General features: G+C 37.6%; 18 protein-coding genes. 2 read left to right on the top strand and 16 right to left on the bottom strand.

The window, feature by feature from the left end:
- Positions 1–2 precede the first annotated feature (2 nt).
- From CR194_RS00340 to CR194_RS00280, 13 genes are all read right to left on the bottom strand, one after another.
- Positions 3–206: an aspartyl-phosphate phosphatase Spo0E family protein gene (locus CR194_RS00340; RefSeq protein ID WP_110607662.1), complete on the bottom strand. Its 204-nt coding sequence runs from the start codon at positions 204–206 to the stop codon at positions 3–5.
- A 526-nt stretch (positions 207–732) separates the two neighbouring features.
- Positions 733–2,466 carry a phospho-sugar mutase gene (locus CR194_RS00335; RefSeq protein WP_110607661.1) on the bottom strand — a complete coding sequence of 578 codons (1,734 nt, stop codon included), beginning with the start codon at positions 2,464–2,466 and terminating at the stop codon, positions 733–735.
- A gap of 80 nt (positions 2,467–2,546) precedes the next feature.
- Positions 2,547–4,211, bottom strand: coding sequence for a glycerol-3-phosphate dehydrogenase/oxidase (locus tag CR194_RS00330; RefSeq protein WP_110607660.1), 1,665 nt, complete (start codon positions 4,209–4,211; stop codon positions 2,547–2,549).
- 385 nt (positions 4,212–4,596) lie between these two features.
- Positions 4,597–6,096 (bottom strand): glycerol kinase GlpK, encoded by a 1,500-nt coding sequence (gene glpK / locus CR194_RS00325; protein WP_110607659.1) that lies wholly within the window; start codon positions 6,094–6,096, stop codon positions 4,597–4,599.
- Positions 6,097–6,109: 13 nt separating this feature from the next.
- The gene (locus CR194_RS00320) at positions 6,110–6,955 is read right to left on the bottom strand and encodes an MIP/aquaporin family protein (protein WP_110608921.1); all 846 of its coding nucleotides are present in this window, start codon (positions 6,953–6,955) and stop codon (positions 6,110–6,112) included.
- Positions 6,956–7,148: 193 nt separating this feature from the next.
- The gene (locus CR194_RS00315) at positions 7,149–7,706 is read right to left on the bottom strand and encodes a glycerol-3-phosphate responsive antiterminator (protein WP_110607658.1); all 558 of its coding nucleotides are present in this window, start codon (positions 7,704–7,706) and stop codon (positions 7,149–7,151) included.
- Positions 7,707–7,839: 133 nt separating this feature from the next.
- Positions 7,840–8,841: an aldose epimerase family protein gene (locus CR194_RS00310; protein WP_158282120.1), complete on the bottom strand. Its 1,002-nt coding sequence runs from the start codon at positions 8,839–8,841 to the stop codon at positions 7,840–7,842.
- 101 nt (positions 8,842–8,942) lie between these two features.
- Positions 8,943–10,478, bottom strand: a complete 1,536-nt coding sequence (locus CR194_RS00305) for a GNAT family N-acetyltransferase (RefSeq protein WP_110607656.1) — start codon at positions 10,476–10,478, stop codon at positions 8,943–8,945.
- A 180-nt stretch (positions 10,479–10,658) separates the two neighbouring features.
- On the bottom strand, positions 10,659–11,123 hold the full coding sequence (locus CR194_RS00300; RefSeq protein ID WP_110607655.1) for a chemotaxis protein CheX: 465 nt from the start codon (positions 11,121–11,123) through the stop codon (positions 10,659–10,661).
- A 348-nt stretch (positions 11,124–11,471) separates the two neighbouring features.
- Positions 11,472–12,443: an ABC transporter permease gene (locus CR194_RS00295; protein WP_110607654.1), complete on the bottom strand. Its 972-nt coding sequence runs from the start codon at positions 12,441–12,443 to the stop codon at positions 11,472–11,474.
- Positions 12,444–13,505 carry an ABC transporter permease gene (locus tag CR194_RS00290; RefSeq protein WP_110607653.1) on the bottom strand — a complete coding sequence of 354 codons (1,062 nt, stop codon included), beginning with the start codon at positions 13,503–13,505 and terminating at the stop codon, positions 12,444–12,446.
- Positions 13,505–15,031, bottom strand: coding sequence for an ABC transporter ATP-binding protein (locus CR194_RS00285; protein ID WP_110607652.1), 1,527 nt, complete (start codon positions 15,029–15,031; stop codon positions 13,505–13,507). Before CR194_RS00285 ends, CR194_RS00290 begins: the two co-directional genes overlap by 1 nt.
- Before the next feature lie 224 nt (positions 15,032–15,255).
- Positions 15,256–16,413, bottom strand: a complete 1,158-nt coding sequence (locus tag CR194_RS00280) for a BMP family lipoprotein (protein WP_110607651.1) — start codon at positions 16,411–16,413, stop codon at positions 15,256–15,258.
- Positions 16,414–16,822: 409 nt separating this feature from the next.
- Between CR194_RS00280 and CR194_RS00275 the strand changes: the two genes are divergently transcribed.
- On the top strand, positions 16,823–17,215 hold the full coding sequence (locus tag CR194_RS00275) for a response regulator (protein WP_199228106.1): 393 nt from the start codon (positions 16,823–16,825) through the stop codon (positions 17,213–17,215).
- 187 nt (positions 17,216–17,402) lie between these two features.
- The gene (locus tag CR194_RS00270; protein WP_110607649.1) at positions 17,403–17,663 is read left to right on the top strand and encodes a hypothetical protein; all 261 of its coding nucleotides are present in this window, start codon (positions 17,403–17,405) and stop codon (positions 17,661–17,663) included.
- Here CR194_RS00270 and eutH read toward each other — a convergent pair.
- From eutH to CR194_RS00255, 3 genes are all read right to left on the bottom strand, one after another.
- Complete coding sequence (eutH, locus tag CR194_RS00265) at positions 17,637–18,755, bottom strand: ethanolamine utilization protein EutH (protein WP_110607648.1); 1,119 nt, start codon at positions 18,753–18,755, stop codon at positions 17,637–17,639. The two genes, CR194_RS00270 and eutH, sit on opposite strands and share 27 nt — an antisense overlap.
- 111 nt (positions 18,756–18,866) lie before the next feature.
- Positions 18,867–19,295, bottom strand: a complete 429-nt coding sequence (locus CR194_RS00260) for a hypothetical protein (protein WP_146035893.1) — start codon at positions 19,293–19,295, stop codon at positions 18,867–18,869.
- Positions 19,296–19,418: 123 nt separating this feature from the next.
- Positions 19,419–21,245, bottom strand: a complete 1,827-nt coding sequence (locus CR194_RS00255; protein ID WP_110607646.1) for a PAS domain-containing sensor histidine kinase — start codon at positions 21,243–21,245, stop codon at positions 19,419–19,421.
- Positions 21,246–21,347 lie beyond the last annotated feature (102 nt).

The raw sequence follows: 21,347 nt of genomic DNA, 5'->3' as shown, positions 1-21,347 counted from the left end.
ATTTAATTCATACAGCTGACATCATTGACGGAAACTGTATGGTCTTCACCAGATTGAGCAACTTGACGATATACATTCATTAGTTGATCCAACTCTTGACTGTAACGAATCGTTTCTGAAGAAGTCAATCCATATTTATTTGCAGAAACAATCATTAACTGTCTCTTAGCTTCCATTTGCACTTTTAGTTTATTTTTTAAGCCCATTGTTTATAACCGCCTCACCTTAAACAACTTTCGTATCTTATTACAATCACTAGTTTGAAATTAAATAGGCTATGTTAAAGTTTGATGCAGATTCCAACCATAATTACTTACCGTAGTTCATGGCTTAAGCTTCCTCTAAAAGATCTCCTGCCCAAAGGTATGATCTTCCAAAATTCCTTTTCCCACGAAAGCCTCATGAATTTCTAAAATCTGCATAATTCTTTAACAAAACTAGAAAATGAAACATTAAAACTTCTTTTGTTCAAATACAACTAAATTCAATATGTTTTCTTTATTTTATCATAGCCACCCTGTGCATTTCTATAAATTAAAACCTTTTTATGTAAAATACACAAAATTTTTTAATATTTATGTTCATTAATGTCATTTTAGATATAAACTTTTGCAAATAGCTGCTTTTTCGTCTCATATTAGTACATATTTTTCTATATTATCTAATGTTTACCATTTTTAACGAAAAAGTGCAGACCTGTTTTTATACTGGTCTGCACTTTTGCTCTAAAAATTAAATAGATTCAATTTTTTCTACGACTTCTCTTTTAATTAGCTCTAACTTTTGTGTAGCTTTTTCATCTGATTGTTCTTTCACGCCGATGTAACATTTTACTTTCGGTTCTGTTCCGGAAGGTCTCAAGCAGTACCATGAGCCATCCTTTAAAAATATTTTTAACACATTTGATGTCGGTAAATCTATTTTTTCTACTCGCTTCTCATGAATAAGGTGGCGTTCTCCCGTTTGATAATCTTCAACATACTGAACATCTTCGGCAACTTTTCCTTGTGAGATTTCATCTCGGAAAGAAGTCATAATACGTTGAATTTTTTCTGCCCCTTCTTTCCCTTTGAAAACAAACGAAGCTAAATCTTCGAAATAATAGCTATACTTTTCATAAATGTTCGATAAGCCTTCGTATAATGTCATTCCTTGATTATTATAATAGGCACACATTTCAGCCGCTAGAAGTCCTGCCTGAATGGCATCTTTATCTCGCACAAAAGGTTTAATTAAATAACCAAAGCTCTCTTCATATCCAAATAGAAACGTTTTTTCATTTGTTGTTTCGAATTGGCCAATTTTCTCTCCAATAAATTTGAAACCAGTCAATACATCCAGCGTTTCCAAGCCATAGGAACTGGATATAGCTCTTCCTAATTCAGATGTAACTATGGTTTTAATCACGACCCCGTTGGCTGGCAGTCCTTCTTTCTCTTTTTTCTTCTTTAATAGATAGTCCAATAAAAGAGCACCTGTTTGATTTCCTGATAAAACTTGGTACTTACCGTCAGAATTTTTGGCGGCAAGACCAACACGATCACCATCTGGATCCGTGGCAATTAATACATCTGCGTTGGTTTCTTCCCCTAGTTTAATTGATAACTCAAATGCATCATTTTCTTCTGGATTAGGAGAACGTACAGTTGAGAATTCTGTGTCAGGCTCCGCCTGTTCCTTCACAATGTTCACATTCGTAAAGCCAGCTTGATCAAATGCTCTCATCATTGGCACAGTAGCCGCTCCATGAAGTGGTGAAAAGACAATGGATAAATCACTACCTACTTCATTTATGAGTTCGTGATCTAATATGACTCCCTGCAATTCTTTTTCATAGGCGGCATCAAGGTCTTCTAAAATCCATTCGAGTAATCCTGCCTGCACTAGTTTATCCTCATTCTCAGTCTTTACATCTAATTCATTCTCAACAGCGTCAACCATTGTAATTAATCGATCGGCATCGGCTGGAACGAGTTGTCCCCCATCATCACCATATACTTTAAACCCATTGTACTCCGGTGGGTTATGGCTGGCTGTGATCATGATACCAGAATAAGTCTGTAATTTTCTTACGGCGAAGGATAACTCCGGTGTTGGGCGGAGCTCTTTAAACAAATATGTTTTAATTCCATTTGCACCAAAAGTACAAGCGGCCTCCAGAGCAAATTCTTTAGACATCCTTCTATTATCATAGGCAATAACGACACCTTTTTTAATGGCATCTTCTCCAGCTTGCTTGATAAATTGAGATAGCCCTTGAGCCGCTTTACGAATGGTGTATATATTCATCCGATTCGTACCGGGTCCGATTTCCCCGCGCATCCCGCCAGTTCCGAATTCTAAATTTTTGTAAAAACTATCTTCTAAATATTTTTCGTCATTCTCAAATTCAATTAACTGATTTTTAACATCTTGATTTAAACCAACTTTTGATTTCCATTTTTCAAATTGACTTTTCCAATCCATATAACATCCTCCTTAAAATAGGCACTCATCCTTACCTTTAGTTATACTCATTTTAACACCTATAGTAAAGAGGTTTCATATTAATTTTTCTCTCGTGTTTCAATAGGATTCGTCGCATAGTAAAGTTCCTGTTCCAACACTTCAATATGCTTATTCAATTCCTCTTCAGACCAATGAAAGCGTTCAGACATATACTTCAACACACCTGTTTTCCATTCCCGCACATAGTCAATATCAAAGAACAAGGCACTTGTTCGGCGGTTAAAGAAGTCGATTGGTGCTACGACCATTTCTTCTTCTATGCCATATACAAGAGAACCGAATACACTAGCCGGTAATCCATAAAATTTACTTTCATCTCCTACCGTTTCAATGATTTCGTATACTCTTTTGACATTTGAACCGTACAGAGTAGAAAGCCTTTTAGCTTCACCTTCTGATAGGCCTAATTGCTTTCCTTTTTTAGTCCATTCTTTAATAAAAGATTCTAATTGATCCGATCCGCCTACATCCCCACCCGAGAGAGTGATTTTTTCCGTGGTACATTTCTTTTTAACACCTAAGTCTTTGCCAACCATATCGACAATTCGTTCTGCCATTTTCCTATATCCAGTTAATTTTCCACCGGCAATCGATAGTAATCCACTATCAGAAAGAAAAATTTCATCTTTTCTAGAGATTTCCGAAGCACTCTTTCCTTCCTCATGAATAAGTGGACGAAGCCCCGCCCAACTAGATTCTACGTCGTTGCGAGTGAGGTTCACTGATGGAAACATATAATTAGCTGCATCAATTAAATAGCTCATATCTTTTTCTGTCATTTGAGGGGAAGCGATATCCTCTAAATAATGAGTATCTGTCGTACCTATATAAGCTTTGTTTCCTCTTGGAATAGCAAAAATCATTCTACCGTCGCCTTCTGTGTCAAAATAAACGGCTTGTTTTAATGGGAAGCGCGATTGGTCAATGACAATATGAACACCCTTAGTCAAATGTAAGTATTTACCTTTTTTAGAGTGATCTTTTTCTCTTAATTCATCCACCCAAGGACCTGCAGCATTTATGACTTTTTTTGCTTTTATTTGATAAGTTTCTCCAGAAATGAGGTCAGTGACATGGACACCTGCAACTTTCCCATTTTCATATATAAGCGATTCTGCTTTTGTGTAATTCACTGCAGAAGTTCCTCGATGAACCGCTTCTTTCAATATTTCTAACGTAAGTCTAGCATCGTCTGTTTTATATTCAACATAGACACCGCCTCCTTTTAGACCATCCTGACGAAGAAGTGGTTCTTTTTGAAGAGTTTCTTTTCTACTAAGCATGTTTCTTCTTTCATGGCGTTTTACACCAGCTAAAAAATCATATACTTTCAATCCTAATGAAGTTGCATACTTGCCAAAAGTGCCCCCTTGAATAATAGGTAACATCATCCATTCTGGATTTGTTACATGAGGTGCGTTTTCATAAACAATCGCTCTTTCTTTTCCTACTTCAGCGACAATTTTAAATTCGAATTGTTTTAAATAGCGTAATCCTCCGTGCACTAATTTAGTTGATCGACTCGAAGTCCCAGCAGCAAAGTCTTGCATCTCAACAAGTCCATTGCTTATTCCTCTTGTGGAAGCATCTAAAGCAATCCCTGCTCCTGTAATTCCTCCACCTATAACGAGTAAGTCAAGCTCCTGCTCACTCATTTGTTTTAAATATGATTTACGTTGTACAGCTGAAAATGGTTTTACCATAGTAAACATCCTCTCTAATCTAAATGTGATTTTTTTGTTCTATTATTATTAGATTACCCTGAAAATAAACTTGATAGCTTGTTTCTTAAATCAAAGCTCTGAAAATACTCCTGATCTCTTATTGCAAGCCTTACTTCGCATCAGTCTCATAGGTTTCTACTAATCTTAAAAAATAAAATTTGTAATAAAGTGCTGATCTTATAAACTTAAATTAAAGGGCTTAGAGAACTATGAAAGAGCAAAAAAGAGACCACAACAACTCTCACATAAAAAATATCTTTTATGCTCAAGTGCTGTGGTCTCTCCATATCTCCAGACCTAAACTATTAATTTAAACTCATTATATCATATATTCTATGAAATGAATATATGATGAGTTTATCAATTACTTTTTCTTGAACTTCATCGTTGCCTCAATGGCTGTTTTCCAACCGTCGTACAATTCCTCTCTAGTGTCTTTGCTCATTTCCGGTTTAAAGGTGCGGTCAATATGCCATTGAGAAGCAATCTCTTCTTTATTATCCCAAAAGCCAACTGCTAATCCTGCTAAATAAGCTGCACCTAAAGCCGTCGTCTCTTGAACTTCAGGACGATCGACAGGAACATTCAGAATGTCACTTTGGAATTGCATCAAGAAATCGTTAGCTACCGCTCCTCCGTCGACTCGAAGCGTTTTCACGTCAATTCCTGAGTCGGTCACCATTGCTTCTAAGACGTCTCTTGTTTGATAAGCTAAAGATTCTAGAGTTGCTCGAACAAAATGTTCTTTTTCTGTTCCGCGAGTCAATCCGAACATTGCTCCCCGAACATTACTGTCCCAATAAGGAGTACCTAAACCGACAAAAGCAGGAACCATATAGACACCGTCTGTTGATTCCACTCTCTCCGCATAAGCTTGGCTGTCTGACGCCGACTTAAGCATCCTTAATCCATCCCTAAGCCATTGAATTGCAGACCCTGCTACAAAGATACTTCCTTCAAGTGCATATTCTACCTTGCCATCTATGCCCCAAGCTATCGTTGTTAATAGTCCATGATCAGACTTCACAGCTTCTTCTCCTGTATTCATTAGCATGAAGCAACCTGTACCGTAAGTATTCTTAGCCATTCCTTTCTCAAAGCATGCTTGACCAAATAAGGCAGCTTGCTGATCTCCGGCTGCGCCAGCAATAGGCACCTCTTGACCAAAGAAATGGTAATCAACCGTCTTTGCATATTCTCCTGATGAAGGCTTTACTTCAGGAAGCATGGATTTAGGAACTCCTAAAATATCTAGTAACTCTTCATCCCATTTTAATTCGTGGATATTGTACATCAATGTTCTAGAAGCATTTGTGTAATCGGTGACGTGAGCTTTCCCGCCTGATAGCTTCCAAATGAGCCAAGTGTCAATGGTTCCAAACAACAATTTACCTTCTTCTGCTTTTTCACGAGCACCTTCGACATTATCAAGTAACCATTTTACTTTTGTACCAGAAAAATACGCATCGATCAGCAATCCGGTTTTATCTCTAAAAACATCATTAAGTCCCTTTTCTTTTAATTCTTCACATATCGGGTCTGTTTGTCGAGATTGCCAAACTAGCGCATTGTAGATTGGTCTTCCGGTTTCCTTGTCCCAAACGACAGTTGTTTCCCGTTGGTTGGTAATCCCAATAGAGGCAATTTCTTTCGGTGAAACATCTTGACTGCTTAATACGTCTGCTATGACTCCTAGAATAGACGACCATATTTCATTTGCATTATGCTCTACCCAGCCCGGTTTCGGGAAAATTTGTCTAAATTCTTTCTGGGCTACATCAACAATCTTTCCCTCTTTGTTAAATAAAATCGCTCTTGAACTAGTTGTTCCTTGGTCTAATGCTAATACATACTTCTTTTCCATGTTAATCTCCCCTTTAAGCTTGTTTTTCTTTCGGATTATGATAAACATTTTTGTTACCTATCATTTTAAGGTCTTTCTTGTGAATTTGAAAGGAAATAAACAGCACGACAATAAATAAAGCGATGAATACCCAAAGAGCAATATACACTACCCCTTCAAACAATGCTGCATAGGTCAATGCACCTAAACCACCTCCAATAATCGGTCCTACAACAGGAATCCAAGAATAACCCCAGTTAGACTTCCCTTTTCCTGGTATCGGTAAAACAGCATGGGCGATTCGGGGACCTAAATCTCTCGCTGGGTTAATCGCATATCCTGTTGTTCCACCGAGTGATAGGCCTATTGCTACGATAAGAAATCCAACGATAAGTGGATTCAGTCCTTCAGTAAACTCATTTGCTCCTATGAATAACAATCCTATCACTAAAACAAACGTACCGAGAACTTCACTAAAATAATTCGATGGGGTGTGCTTTATTGCTGGATCAGTGCTAAAGACAGCCAGTTTCGGTCCTTGCTCTTCCGTCTTTTTAAAATGTGCATAGTATTGGAAGAATACTAAACTTGAACCTATAAATGCACCTATTAATTGAGCTACTATATAGAGAGGGACATCGTTCCAAGGAAAATCTCCTATGAGAGCAAATCCAACGGTTACTGCCGGATTCAAATGCGCTCCACTTATTTCTCCAACTGCATACACACCTAAAGCTACACCAAGGCCCCATGCCAGTGATATAACGATCCAACCTCCTCCTTCAGATTTTGTACCCTTTAAAGCGACTCCAGCAACAACCCCTGCACCAAAAATAATTAAGATCATCGTTCCAAAAACTTCCCCCAAAAACGGTGTCATGTTCATTTTCCCCCTTTTAAAATGTTGAAGATCAAAAAAGACCAACGGAAATACACCTAATGCTTCAGCACTAATAGGTGAATTTCCGTTGGTCTCCATGGTCTCCATCGAAAAGTGTATTAACTTGTTTACAATTAAAACATGCATTGAAAGCGTTGTCAATAACACCCAGATAATTAAAATATTTAATTATCTATTTTGTTTCCTTTTGCCATAGTTGTTTATTTGATGTCGTCACTGCTGAAGCACCTGCTTCTAGAGCCGCACGGACTTCTTCGTCCGAGCGAATCAATCCACCAGCAATAATAGGAATCTTCGTCTTCTCATAAATTTCTTTTATAATATGAGGAATAATACCAGGAAGAACTTCAATACAATCTGGTTGAGTTGTTTCTATCATATTATAACTGGATTCAAGTGCAATGGAATCTAATAGAAACAAGCGTTGAACGGTTAATAAATTAGCTTTCTTAGCAGTCAATAACACGTTTTTCCTAGTTGAAATTAGCCCTTCAGGACGAATATCCCTGCATAAAAACTGAGCAGCATATTCATCACTTTTCAATCCTTGAACGAGGTCTGCATGAAGTAAGACTTTCTTATCGTGTTCCTTTAACATTTTGACTAAGCTTTTTAACTGACCAATATGCGTATTTAATAGAACAATATATTCGTAATCAGATTTAGCTACTTTATCGAGATCTTTTAAATCACGAATCGCTGGTAAAATCTTTGAGTTAGATAAATCCATCTTTTTCCTCTCCTTAATTAAGATCAAGTACAGCAAATAATTGCTTTTTAGACTTTTCGGAAAATGTCTAACTCTTTCTTAGCCATCATTCGTCTCCTTAATATTAGATCCTCTGGTTTATTTTCAAGACAGCTTAATAAAAAGAAAAAATCGTTTGCTTTTGATAAATGGCACCTGCGTCCACCAAATAACTTTCCGTTTCATTTGGTGGCATTTGCGTTTCTATACATATTCCATCATACTTTTCTGCTGTCCCTCCATTTAGGGCTGGCTGTTCTTTGATTTGATTCCCTGAATAAATAACAACTGCCGGGTCATCCGTCTTAACCCCTAAAGACCTACCTGAAGTGGGATCTGATAAGACAATCTTTTCCTGTTGAGAGTCGTCTAGTAAAAACGGGTGATCTATTCCCCCGCCTACTATTTTTATTTGTTCATAATCGTTCGAAACAACCTCGCTTAATGTTTTTGAATGTCTAAAATCAAATACGGGCTTTTCATCAGCAAGTTTCTTTGACAATGGAATCGACTCAGCATTTAATTCATAGAAGGTTGAACTATTGATTTTCAATCGGTGTCCTAGAACATCTCTTTTCTTATCGCCAGTTAAATTGAAATAAGAATGGTTAGTCAAGTTAATCGGTGTTCTTTTATTTGGTTTTGCCCAATAGTGAATAATCAATTGATTCTGATCTGAAAGATGATAACTGACTTTGAACTGGACTTCTCCTGGGTAACCATCTTCTCCATCAGGGCTTATATAAGTAAACGTTAGCGTTCCATCTTCTTGTGTCACATCCCATATACTTTTAGCTAGACCTTTTTTACCTCCGTGTAGATGGTTATTTCCATCATTCTTTTCTAACTGGTACGTCTCTTGCCCAATATTTAACACACCGTCTTCTGTCCTGCCAGCCGTTCGTCCTACGATCACACCCAAATAGTGTGGGTTCTCTTCATAAAACGATACATCATCATAACGAATCACAACATTTTCACTCTTGCCTTGATTATTGGGAACATTGAGTTCGGTGATTGCTGCCCCATAGGTCAATGCCGTTAATGACATTCCCGAATTATTAGAGATCGTATAAGAATAAATATCTTGTCCACCAAAAGTTGCTACTTTTTTCATAAAAATCCTTCCTTTCTTGTCTTTTATTGTTATTTCACAACATACGCCTAGCATGAAGGACCTCAGCGTCAGCTGAAGCCCTTATTTCTTCTACCTAGAAATCAACAATCATATTGGACTTTGTATAAATCCTTGCGTCGATCGCGCCATTGTGTCACGTTTCCAGACTTTCGGTGTCTTCTTAATAATTCTAAGTCAACATCACCTACAACGACTGTTTCAATATTAGGGTGACACTCCCCAACGATCCCATCACGTGGGAAAGCAAAGTCAGATGGGGTGAATATCCCTGACTGAGCATATTGGATATCCATATTCTCAACGTGGGTTAAGTTCCCAACTGTTCCTGCGATCATCGTGTAGACTTGATTTTCCACGGCTCTCGCTTGTGCACAGTAACGAACTCGAAGATAGCCTTGCCTTTCATCCGTACAGAAAGGAGTGAAAATAATGTTGGCCCCTTTTTCAGTGGCGATGCGAGCAAGTTCAGGAAACTCAATATCATAACAAATTTGGATCGCTATTTTTCCGCAATCTGTATCAAATACTTCTACTTTATCTCCACCATGGATCCCCCAATATCTTCGTTCATTAGGAGTGATATGAATTTTATATTGCTTTTCCGTTGTCCCGTCTCTTCTAAACAAATAGGCAATATTAAATATCTTTCCGTCTTCTTCAACAAAATGAGAACCACCGATTATGTTGATATTGTATTTTATAGCAAGGTCAATGAATAAATTAAGGTAGTCTTCTGTAAAATCTGTTAGGCGTCGAATCGCTTGACTAGGACTTTTCTCTTCAATGAAGGATAAAAGCTGAGTTGTAAATATTTCTGGGAACACAACAAAGTCAGATGTATAGCTCGCACCAACGTCCGCATAGTATTCACACTGTTGAGCGAACTCTTCAAAAGAATTGATTTTCTTCATCATATATTGGATCGCACATATTCTAACTGGAAAGGATGTTTTAAAATGACGTTTCGTTGTTGGGCGATAATCCACGTTGTTCCATTCCATTAGGGTAGCGTAACGCATGGACGCTTGGTCATCCTCGAGATAATTTCTATTCACTCGTTTTAAAGTAAAACCATTCATCACCTGAAAAGTAAGGACAGGATCAAAAAGATTGTGATTCATCACTTCATCCACATATTGTCTTGGGGTTAATTCCGCTGCATATTTCCGGTAGTTAGGAATGCGCCCTCCTATAATGATACTTTTCAAATTCATTTCTCTCGCTAGTTCTTTTCTTGCTTCATATAACCGACGGCCTATTTTCATCCGGCGATAGTCAGGATGGACAGCGACTTCTATGCCGTAAAGGTTGTACCCTTCTGAATCATGATTTGTAATATACCCTTCATCAGTAATTTCATCCCACGTATGCTGGTCATCATATTCATCGAAATTAATGATTAGGCTTGCGCATGACCCGATGATTTCTCCATCTACCTCAACACAAAATTGTCCCTCAGGAAACAATTCTAGATGACTCATTAAGTGAGAACGTCTCCATGGATCCATATTTGGAAAGCAGACTTTCGATAGTTCTATTATATTTTCAATATCTTCATGACGGATGTTTCGGATAATGACTTTTTTCTCAAATTTAGACATATCTAGCGGGCTCATTTTATTCATCCTTCCTCAGCACGATGCCTAGCATCATGATCAACAGTACACTTTCTTCATTTAATCTAATTGAAATGTGTCTAAAAAGCAAACGAAAATCTCTTATTTAGTCACAGAATAGCAAAAAAAAAAGATAGGGAGTTCCCCCACCTCATCTTTTGTCTTTTAGTAAACTCAAAATCAGCTGGCTTTTTCACTTAAAGAAATATGGATACCGATCTCCCCTAATGTTGTGTCCATGGGCACTGAAATAAACATTTTAGAAGACCTAAACTTCGACATCCCGTCATTGACTACAGGAGGTGTCACATCAATTGTACAGTCCTCTTTTGAAAGCTCTGTAGCAGTAGACCCTGCTACCCAGTTTCCAAATTCCTGAATTGCGCTCCAGCTCATTTCATCCAATTGTTCGATAATCATTCCACCCATCATCGTACCAACTAGCTTTTTAGCTGTGTCTGTATTCAGAGTACAGATAATCTGCCCTGATAATTGTCCATTTACTCCTAAGACAACCGACACATCATTTGAAGGAACAACTCCCTGACCAGAACTCGGTTTATTTGGAACAACCTCCACACCAAAGTGATTATTCATAATTGATTTTGTTGCTCTACAAACGGCATTTATATGTATAACATTCATATGCTCCATCTCCCTCTTTAACAATAACTTAAATAAAACAACGTACGCAGAATGAAATTAATAGAACGAAAGAAATGATTCTTTTATCCCGTAAAATACTTATACCTTACTAATAAGTCATCATTAGTATAATTTACCTCGACTAAAGAAGGAAGAAAAAGATGTCTAAACATATTCAATCAGTATAATAGTCCTACTATAACGAATGTTTTCCACCTCACTTTATGATCCTATTTCGAAGAGATTTTGCTCAATAAGCTTTGTAAAAAAAGAGGGAAAGTTTATCAAAAAAAGATTGTCCCCCAACATACTAAAGGGACAATCTTTTTTCGCTTACTATAGATAGTATTAACGACTGCCTTTTTCGTAAGGCTGATTCAAAGCTTTTGGTGGCTCTGCTTTACCAACAAACCCTGCTAAAGCTAATATTGTTAACACGTATGGCAAAATCAACATATACACTTGCGGCACATTAGCTAACCCCGGGATCTGTTGTGCGGAAATACTTAATGCTTGCGCAAATCCGAAGAAGACCGCTGCACCCATGGCTCCAAATGGGTGCCATTTCCCGAATATGAGGGCAGCTAATGCCATAAATCCTTGACCTACGATCGTTCCACCAGCGAAGTTTCCTGCCGTTGTAATAGCATATACAGCACCACCACTACCTGCGAACGCTCCACTAAGCATCACACCAATATAACGCATGCGGTTAACTTTAATCCCCATCGTATCTGCTGCCATCGGATGTTCACCAACAGAGCGAAGACGAAGTCCAAATGGAGTTTTAAATACGACATACCAAACTAAAACAGCTAACGCAAATGCAACATAGGTAGTGACATAAATTCTCGAGAAAAACATGGGACCGAGAATAGGAATATCGCTTAAAAACGGGACATTGATTCTAAAGAGACGCGCCCCAGAAGAAATGGTGTCTGTCTGCCCTCTTTCAAAAACTTCACGAACGATAAAGACAGTTAAACCAACCGCTAAAAAGTTCAGGGCCACACCACTTACAATCTGGTCTGCTTTTAACGTGATTGACGCTACAGCATGAAATAAAGAGAACAAGGCGCCTAATACGATGGCAACTAATATTCCCATCCACGCTGACGCAGCGCCAAACCCTAACGAATCAAAATAAAGTGTACCGACAATACCGCCAAAAGCACCCATAACCATGAGTCCTTCTAAACCGATGTTTACAACACCTGATCGTTCAGAAAACAAACCGCCCATAGCAGTTAGAAGTAAAGGGGTTGCTGCGATGAGCGCAGCCGGTACAATAGTGTAAAGGATTGGTAATAGCAAATCCATTTATTTCCCCTCCTTCTTGCTTTGCAAACGGCTATAGATCCAACGAATCAAATAGCTTGATGCTACAAAGAAAATAATTAATGCAATGATAATTTCAACAAGCTCAGGTGCTACACCTGCTTGACTTTGCATATTGTTTGCCCCTTCTTTTAACCCACCAAATAAGAAGGCGGATAAGAAGATACCTATCGATGTGCTTGAACCTAATAGAGCTACGGCAATCCCATCAAATCCTAGGTTCGTAAATGATGGTAAGATGTTAGCGTAATTATACGTCCCTAAACCAACCATTGCTCCACCGATACCAGCAAAAGCACCTGAAACGGACATGGAGAGAATAATATTCATATTCACATTCATACCTGCATAGGAAGATGCGTGCTTATTATAACCAACAGACCGAAGTTCAAAGCCTTTCTTCGTTTTCCAAAGAATAAACCACATAACAAAACATGCAGCTACAGCTATCAAGAACCCCCAGTGAAGCCTTGAAAAATCAGTTATCGATGTTAAAAAATCCGAAGATAAAGACGCACTATCATTAATAAAAGCAGTTCTTTGACCAGATTCTAGCATGAAGTTTCGAATAAAGTGATTGACCACATGCATGGCTATGTAGTTCATCATAATGGTTACAATAACTTCATGTACTTGAAACTTCGCTTTTAGAATACCTGGGACAAATCCCCATAATGCTCCAGCTAAGGCTCCAGCCAGAATAGCTAATGGAAGATGTATGATCATCGGAGCTTCAATAACGATTCCAACAAAAACTGATACAAACCAGCCAACAATAAGCTGACCTTCCACACCAATGTTTAACAGGCCGGTTCTAAAAGCAAAGGCTACTGCGAGGCCCGAGAAAATAAGCGGGGTCATTCTCTGTAAAGTTTCACCAAAGTAATAAACCTCTCCAAAGACCCCTTGCATAAGAGCAACATAACCATCAATTGGATTGTTTCCGCTCAAAAGCATGATTACCCCACCGGCTAGGAATCCGAAGCCGATGGCAATAAGTGGGACGACAAGTCCAAACAATTTATCTTTAAAAATGTTTCCCATCACTTAGTCTCACCTACTCCCTTTTTACCGCCAGCCATAAGGAGACCTAACTCTTTCTCGTTTGTATCTTTTGCATCGACCAATGCAACGATCTTACCTTCGTAAATGACAGCAATTTTGTCACTAACATTCAAAACCTCATCTAGCTCTAATGAAACGAGAAGAACGGCACGTCCTTTATCCCTTTCTTCAACAAGCTTTCTATGAATAAATTCAATTGCCCCAACGTCAAGACCTCTTGTTGGTTGAGCGGCAATAAGTAAATCAGGTGAACGATCAACTTCACGAGCAATAATTGCTTTTTGTTGATTACCTCCGGATAAGGAACGAGCAAGTGTTTTCTCATTCGGAGTGCGAACATCATATTCTTCAATTAATTGGCGAGCTTTTTCATACATTTTAGGATAATTAAGTACACCATTTTTAGTGAAGGGCTTCTGATAATATGTTTGCAAGAGGATATTTTCTCCTACTGTAAATTCTAGCACCAAACCATGTTTATGACGGTCCTGAGGAATGTGTCCTACGCCAGCTTCTGTTACTTTTCTAGGTTTGTAACTAGTGATATCTTGACCTGACACATGAATTGTTCCGCCTTTGGGTTGTCTCAAGCCCGTAATCGCTTCTATTAACTCCGTTTGACCATTTCCATCGACACCTGCCACCCCGATAATCTCACCGGCTCGAACATCAAGATTTAATCCATCTACTACCTCTATACCTCTTGCATCCTCAACGATTAAATCTTTAATAGAGAGAACTTGGTCTTTAGGAATGGCTGCCGTTTTCTCCACTTCGAAGCTTACTTCTCGTCCTACCATCATTTCAGCCAAACTGTTTTCTGTAGAATCAGCTACATTGACTGTTCCGATACCTTTTCCTCGACGAATGACCGTACAGCGATCACACACTTGCATAATTTCTTTTAACTTATGTGTGATTAAGATGATTGACTTGCCCTCGCTTATTAAATTTTTCATAATTTGGATAAGTTCTTTAATCTCTTGAGGGGTCAAAGCTGCTGTTGGTTCGTCAAAAATAAGAATCTCAGCACCACGATAAAGAGTTTTTAATATTTCTACTCTCTGTTGCATCCCTACAGAAATATCCTCAATCTTAGCAGTTGGATCAACACGCAAGCCGTATTGATCTGAGATATCGGCTACATCTTTAGCCGCTTTCCGCAGGTCAATAGAACCCCTCTTCGTAGGTTCACTACCTAAAATAATGTTTTCAGTTACTGAGAAATTTTGTACTAGCATAAAGTGCTGATGAACCATGCCAATTCCTAATTTACTTGCAACATTAGGATCTGTTACATCGACTTTTTCGCCTCGAACTTTAATCTCACCTTTTTCAGGTTGATACAAGCCGAACAAGACGTTCATCAATGTTGATTTCCCCGCTCCATTTTCACCTAATAACGCATGAATTTCGCCTTGTTTGACTTGCAGCGTAATATTGTCATTGGCAACGATACCGGGAAATTCTTTTCTTATATTGTTCATCTCGATTACGTATTCCAATGTAAACACTCCTATCGGACTCATTAGAAAAACTTTGCATACCGCCTGCACAAGGAATGTGTTTCAGAACGTTTTATCATGTGAAAGGATAATACTTCTGACACCTGAAAAGCGGCTCTAAACTTCTCTAATTTGAATACCTTGCATGTTTTTAGGTATAAACAAAGGCTAGTACAAGACTAGCCTCTTTTTTAACTTATTATTAAAGAATGTGATCTGTAAAATTAAAGAGAACTTTCAAATTCTTCATATTCGTCATCTGTTTGCGGCACTTCAATTTCACCGTTTAAAATCATAGCTTCATACTCTTCAACAGCTTCAATAGCTTCGTCAGAAACATTATCTCTAGTTTCTGCAATACCAACGCCATCGTCCTCAAGACCAAATTCAAGAACTTCTCCACCAGGGAAGTTGCCGTTCATTGTATCTTCAGAAACTTGATAAACCGCTTGGTCCACGCGTTTTACCATAGAAGTTAAGATAACATTTCCTTCGTCCCACTCACCTTCAGTTAATGCTTGGTCTTGGTCTACTCCAATGGCCCAAACATTTTCACCGTTACGAGCACGGTCAATAGCTTCAGTAAATAATCCGTTTCCAGTCCCACCTGCAGCGTGATAAATAATATCTACGCCATTACCATACATTGTATCTGCAATTTGCTGTCCACGAGAAGCATCATTAAAGTCTTGTGCGTATTGAACAGTAACTTCCATGTCAGGGTCTACATATTTCACACCAGCTTTAAATCCACTCTCAAACTTTTTAATAAGATCGCTTTCGACACCACCGATAAATCCAACATGGTCCGTTTCACTGTGCATAGCTGCAACTGCACCTACTAAGAAAGAACCTTCATGCTCAGCAAAAGTGATATTAGCAATATTTGAAATCGTTTCATCGTCTTCCATTACAACTGTGTCAACAATTGCAAAGTTTTGATCTTCGTTTTGTTGAGCTACTGTACGAATGTCATCTTCCATTAAGAATCCAATGGCAAAAGTAATATCCGTACCGTCACGTGCTAAACGATTTAAGTTCGGTGCATAATCAGATGCATCATTTGATTGGATATATTCAACTTCTGCTTCTGGATAATCGTCACCAAACATTTGTAATCCAGCCCAAGCAGATTCGTTAAATGATCGATCATCTACGCCACCAGTATCTGTTACCATTTTAGAAGAAAAGCCTTCTCCGTCACCAGTAGCTTCGTTGTTACCATCGTTGTTGTTATTCTCTTCATTTTCTGTAATTTCATTCCCGCCGTTTGCATCATTGTTTACTGGAGTTGTGTCCTCATTGTTTCCTTCTCCACATGCGGCAAGCAATGTACCTGCTGCTACTACTGAAGAAACAAGCATCATAAAACGCTTTTTCATCTTGTAAATCCCCCTTGGTAAAATGTTTTTTTGTGCTATAACCTTGTAAATTGTTACATGGTGACAGCTATGCCACTATTATGACATATAATAATGAAAAATATAATCTTTAAAACGTTTGCAAAAAAGAACTTTTTACATGTACGATGTCTGACATCTTATATTCGCAAAACGCTCTCCTTGAAATCGTTCTCTGATTCGAATTAACTATACCACTAATTGAAAAGATTAGAAACAATTTTTTTAAGAAAAATAGAAATTTATAAACCGTTTACATTTTGTCGAAAAAACATTAATTAAGTATATTTTCCAAAAATAACGGGTTATTTACAATAATCAAAATATTCCTTGTCTAAATTATGGTAAAATAAGAGAGACTCTTAGAGGGGAATGAATGGAGGGGGAAGTATTGAGAGATCTGTCAGTCCTTGTTTGCGATGATTCTGAACTCGTTCGAACACAATTAAAAGAAACCTTGACGACCATTGGAGTGGAGGAAATCATCGAAGCGAAAGATGGTGAGGAAGCTGTAGCAGTTTGCTTGGAAAAACAACCAGATTTAGTGTTTATGGACATTATAATGCCAAAAAAAGATGGCATTGCTGCACTTAAAGAAATCAACCAGCAAGATCCAATGATTAAAGTGATTATGGCATCTTCTTCTTCAGGACAATCTCATTTAAGAAACTCATTGTTATTAGGAGCCTATAAATTCATACAAAAGCCGATAAGTGAAATTGTGATAAGGGATATTTTATACAATTTCCTTGATGAACACCCTGCTCGAAAATCAAAAGTATAAAGTTGAAAACAGCCGCTGAAATACAATACTTCAGCGGCTGTTTTTTTTACAATTCCTCATGTTAAAAGCAGTATGTAACAGAGACAAATGATTGAGGACTAGAAAGGAAAAATTTGTTTCTATTTTTTAAAATCGGGAATGCATATCATATAGTAAAGATCATATTTATTCGCAAGGGGGCTAAACCATGGCAAATAAAAATCACTCATTTAAATATTACTGGCACCAATTTTGGATCATGTGGCACGAAACAAAGGCTCATTATTACGGGAGTTCTTGGCATGAAAAAAGAAAGACGAAACATGAAGATAAAATTCAGTACTTATTATCAAACGCTGACAATAAAATAAGTTCCACTACTGATAAAACTGAAACTGCTACTACCTCATCCCCAAGCGATTCCCAGCGTTCTTTAGACAAATTAACTGAGACGCCTTCTGCCAAGTAATCGTTTGGAATATAAATACGCCAAAACAACAGATAGGACACCTGCCGTCAATTTTCCGGCCATCATTGGCATGACCATTTGGGGTTCTAAAGCTGCAGTAAAACCTAAATGTCCTCCTAATACAAACGCTCCACTCACAGAGAAGGCAATGTTCATTAATTTGCTTTGTTCATCCATCTGATTGAGATTTTTATACATGGGGATGCTATGGGCTAGGGAGGAAATAAACCCTACCCAAGCCACATCCGTTATCCCGCTCTTTCTAATAATTGGACTCATGAGAGGGAGAATTTTTTCTTTTAAGAAATACACTAATGGGAAAGCGCCAGTCAATGCTAAGACAATAAGTCCTACAATTTCCATCGATTCACTGAAAGGTGTTAATCCCTGCACAACTTCAAAAGGAGTTAGCTCATTGATTGCCACGATCCCTATAACAAGACAGACCAATGCCATTATTCCTTTTCCTATAAAAGTAAAAACCTTAATTAACCACTGGTCCATCCAAATAAGTCCACAAATAATAACGCCCACAAATAACAAGACAGGGAACAATTGACGCAAGAGAAAATCTATAGGAAACCCTGCAATCATTCCAGCAAGCATAGCGCCCAATGGAATAGGAATAAGACCTATCATAATACCTTTTGCTAAAACAGGGTAATCGTTCTTGTTAATGAATCCTAATGCAACAGGAACTGTGAACACGAAAGTAGGTCCAAGCAACGTTGATAAAATGATCCCTGAAAACAAGGCAGCTTCAGTGCTTTCAGATAACTCAATGGCAAGTGGATAGCCTCCCATATCAATAGCCAAAAGCATCCCAGGAAACATCGAAGGATCGGCTCCTAAGAAGATGAAAAAAGGAGTAATGACAGGTCTTAATACGTTCGCAATAACTGGTGCCACTGAAATCATGCCAATCATCACGAGAGCAAGCGGTCCCATTGCTTGAAATCCTTCCTCAAATGCCTTCCCATATCCTCTTCGATTCCCCATGATTTTATCAACAATGCCCACAAACATAAATAATATTAATACGAAAATAATCATTGTATGAATCCACATATAGTCCACCACCACTTTATCCATTGCTGAGATTGGCTCTGTCTATTTTAAGTGATCTTAAAACACCTTTCCCACAGGTTTTTTATAAAATACAGAAAAACCACCAGTTCTTAATGAACTGTGGCTTGTTTAGAGCTAAAAATTAATTTCTGATAAACCAATAATCATTAGTGCTTCGATTTCTTCTGGTGTTAAACGCTCCATGACCTTCGTTTCCAAATCTAATTGTTCTTCTTTCGAAAGACCACGAGATGCTTTTGATGAAATTTCTCTGATTTCTGTTATTGAAAACTTACTTACTACGAGCTTTGTTGCTTCTTCCTTTGTCTTAAATGGTAAAGATTCTCTTGAAACTTCAGCAGTTGATAAAGATTTGTCACTTTGATAACTTTCAATGAGAGAAGCCACCTGTGGGTCATCTAAAAGTTGGTGCATAGCGTCATCTGTAAAAACTTCATTAGCTACTTGACCTACTAATTGATCTGAAGCATAGCCTAAAATAAATTGGTACCCTCCGTAAATTAAACCAATCATAATAATGAGCGAGACGATTGCTTTTTTCATGGTTCTATTCCTTTCTAATAAGAGAAAATCGTAATAAATTTGCATGATTCCTCTTCATTATAAGGCGAAAGGGAGTAATAGCAAGGGTCCATTGACTGATTATTAATTTCCTTTTTTATCCAATTACAAGGGAATCTTTACAGTAAATCGAGTTCCTACTCCTTCTTTGCTTTCTACTTCAATCTCCCCGCCATGATCTTCTATTATTTGATAGGATACCATTAGCCCAAGTCCCGTTCCTTTTTCTTTCGTTGTGAAGAAAGGTTCTCCAACTCTTGCTAACATAGATTCTGGAATCCCACAGCCCTCATCAATAACCTCTACAATTGCATAAGTATCATCTTTATTTACATTTACGATGATTTCACCGCAATCCATTGCTTCTATTGCATTCTTAATAAAGTTCATGAAAACTTGTTTAATTTGATTGCTAATACAACTCACATATACATCCTTTGATTTTTCATGTTTTTGGATATAGATATTTTTTATGATGGCTTGAGTATTGAGAAGTGTCACAATATGATCTAATAGAGAATTGAGGGAGCAAACCTCTTTTTCTAATGTTTGAGGTTTCGATAATATCAAAAGTTCATTTAGGATTTGCTCTATTCTACCAAATTCAGATTTCATAATTTCAAAATATTCCGGCTTCCCCTCTCCACTCATTTCAATTAATTGAAGGAATCCTTTAAGCGATGTAAGAGGGTTTCGGATCTCGTGAGCAATTCCTGCTGCTAATTGACCGACTGCTGACAATTTCTCTGATTGGTATAAAAGCTCTTCAGATTTCTTCTTTTCGGTAATATCTCTAAAAGTAAATACTTTACCTACAATCTTTTCAGGGAGAACCATAGGCGTCATAATGAATTCGATAAGGATTGGTTTCCCGTCTTTTCGAATAAACGATACGGCATTTTTACGAACAATTGATTCTTTTACTTTATCTGGACTTAAGGGGATGTCTACTTTACTGTCAGTTTCAGAAGATGGCAATTCGCCTTTAAACATCTCACTAATCAATTCCGGCGTTAATTCTTCTTTCTTGTATCCTGTCATTTTCTCGGCTGCACGATTCCACATAACAACGTCATATTCATTATTAAATCCTGCGATACCATCTTCTACAGAATCCAATATTAACTCGTTTCTGCGAGATATTTCCAAGTATTTTTTTAGACTATCACGTTCAGTAGAAATATCTTTGATGATTCCGTATACACCAATAATATTTGATTGGACAATGATCGGTAATGCCGTAATTAATAAATAATGAGACTGATTGATATCTTTCGTTAAATCCACTTCAAGTGCTTGTGGATTGCCATTTTTAGCATATTTAAATAGTTCATCTAATACGTCTTTCTTTGATTTAGGAACAAACTCTGAATAATGGCTTCCTAAAAACAATTTTTCATCCATAGGAAATAACGTCTTAAATGCTTTATTGACTGCTAAGAAATTCCCATCAAGATCTAGAGAGCAAACAGCGTCCGGATGCTTTTGAAACAGAGTTCGATAACTTTCCTCAATAACCTCCATTGCCACATGTTTTTCAGTTATATCTTGCATTATTACTAACAGGCCTGTTTGTTTAGGGTAAGCTTTGACGTGGAACCACGTATCTAAATTAGAATCGTATTCATCAAATTCAAGAGGCGTATTTTTCATGAGGGCATGATAATAAGCTTCGTAAAATAATGTTCTGACCAAATAAGGATATTCACTCCATATTTGCTTACCAATGAGCTCTAAACGATCGTTGCGCAGCATGGTTTCTGCCGATTCATTTATGTACTCAAATTCCCAATTCCTATTTAAAAACAGAACACCATCAGAAAGAAGATCCATTGTAGAGTAAAATGAGTCAACCAACGTTTCATCAGTCTCGTTTTTTCCTACAATTGAACGTATATTGTTTTTTATATGATTTGTTTTCCCCATTTTCATTATGTTCACCTCTACATCTATTAAGCAGTTGGCAACTTAACCTTATCTTACCAAAAAAACAATCAATTTTCGGAACTTTTTCAAACTTCTGTAGTTTTTTTA

It is taken from the genome of Salipaludibacillus keqinensis (assembly GCF_003226325.1).
Taxonomy (GTDB): domain Bacteria; phylum Bacillota; class Bacilli; order Bacillales; family Salisediminibacteriaceae; genus Salipaludibacillus; species Salipaludibacillus keqinensis.
Note: the sequence above shows the minus strand (reverse complement) of the source record. Positions and strands in the feature narration are given on the sequence as shown.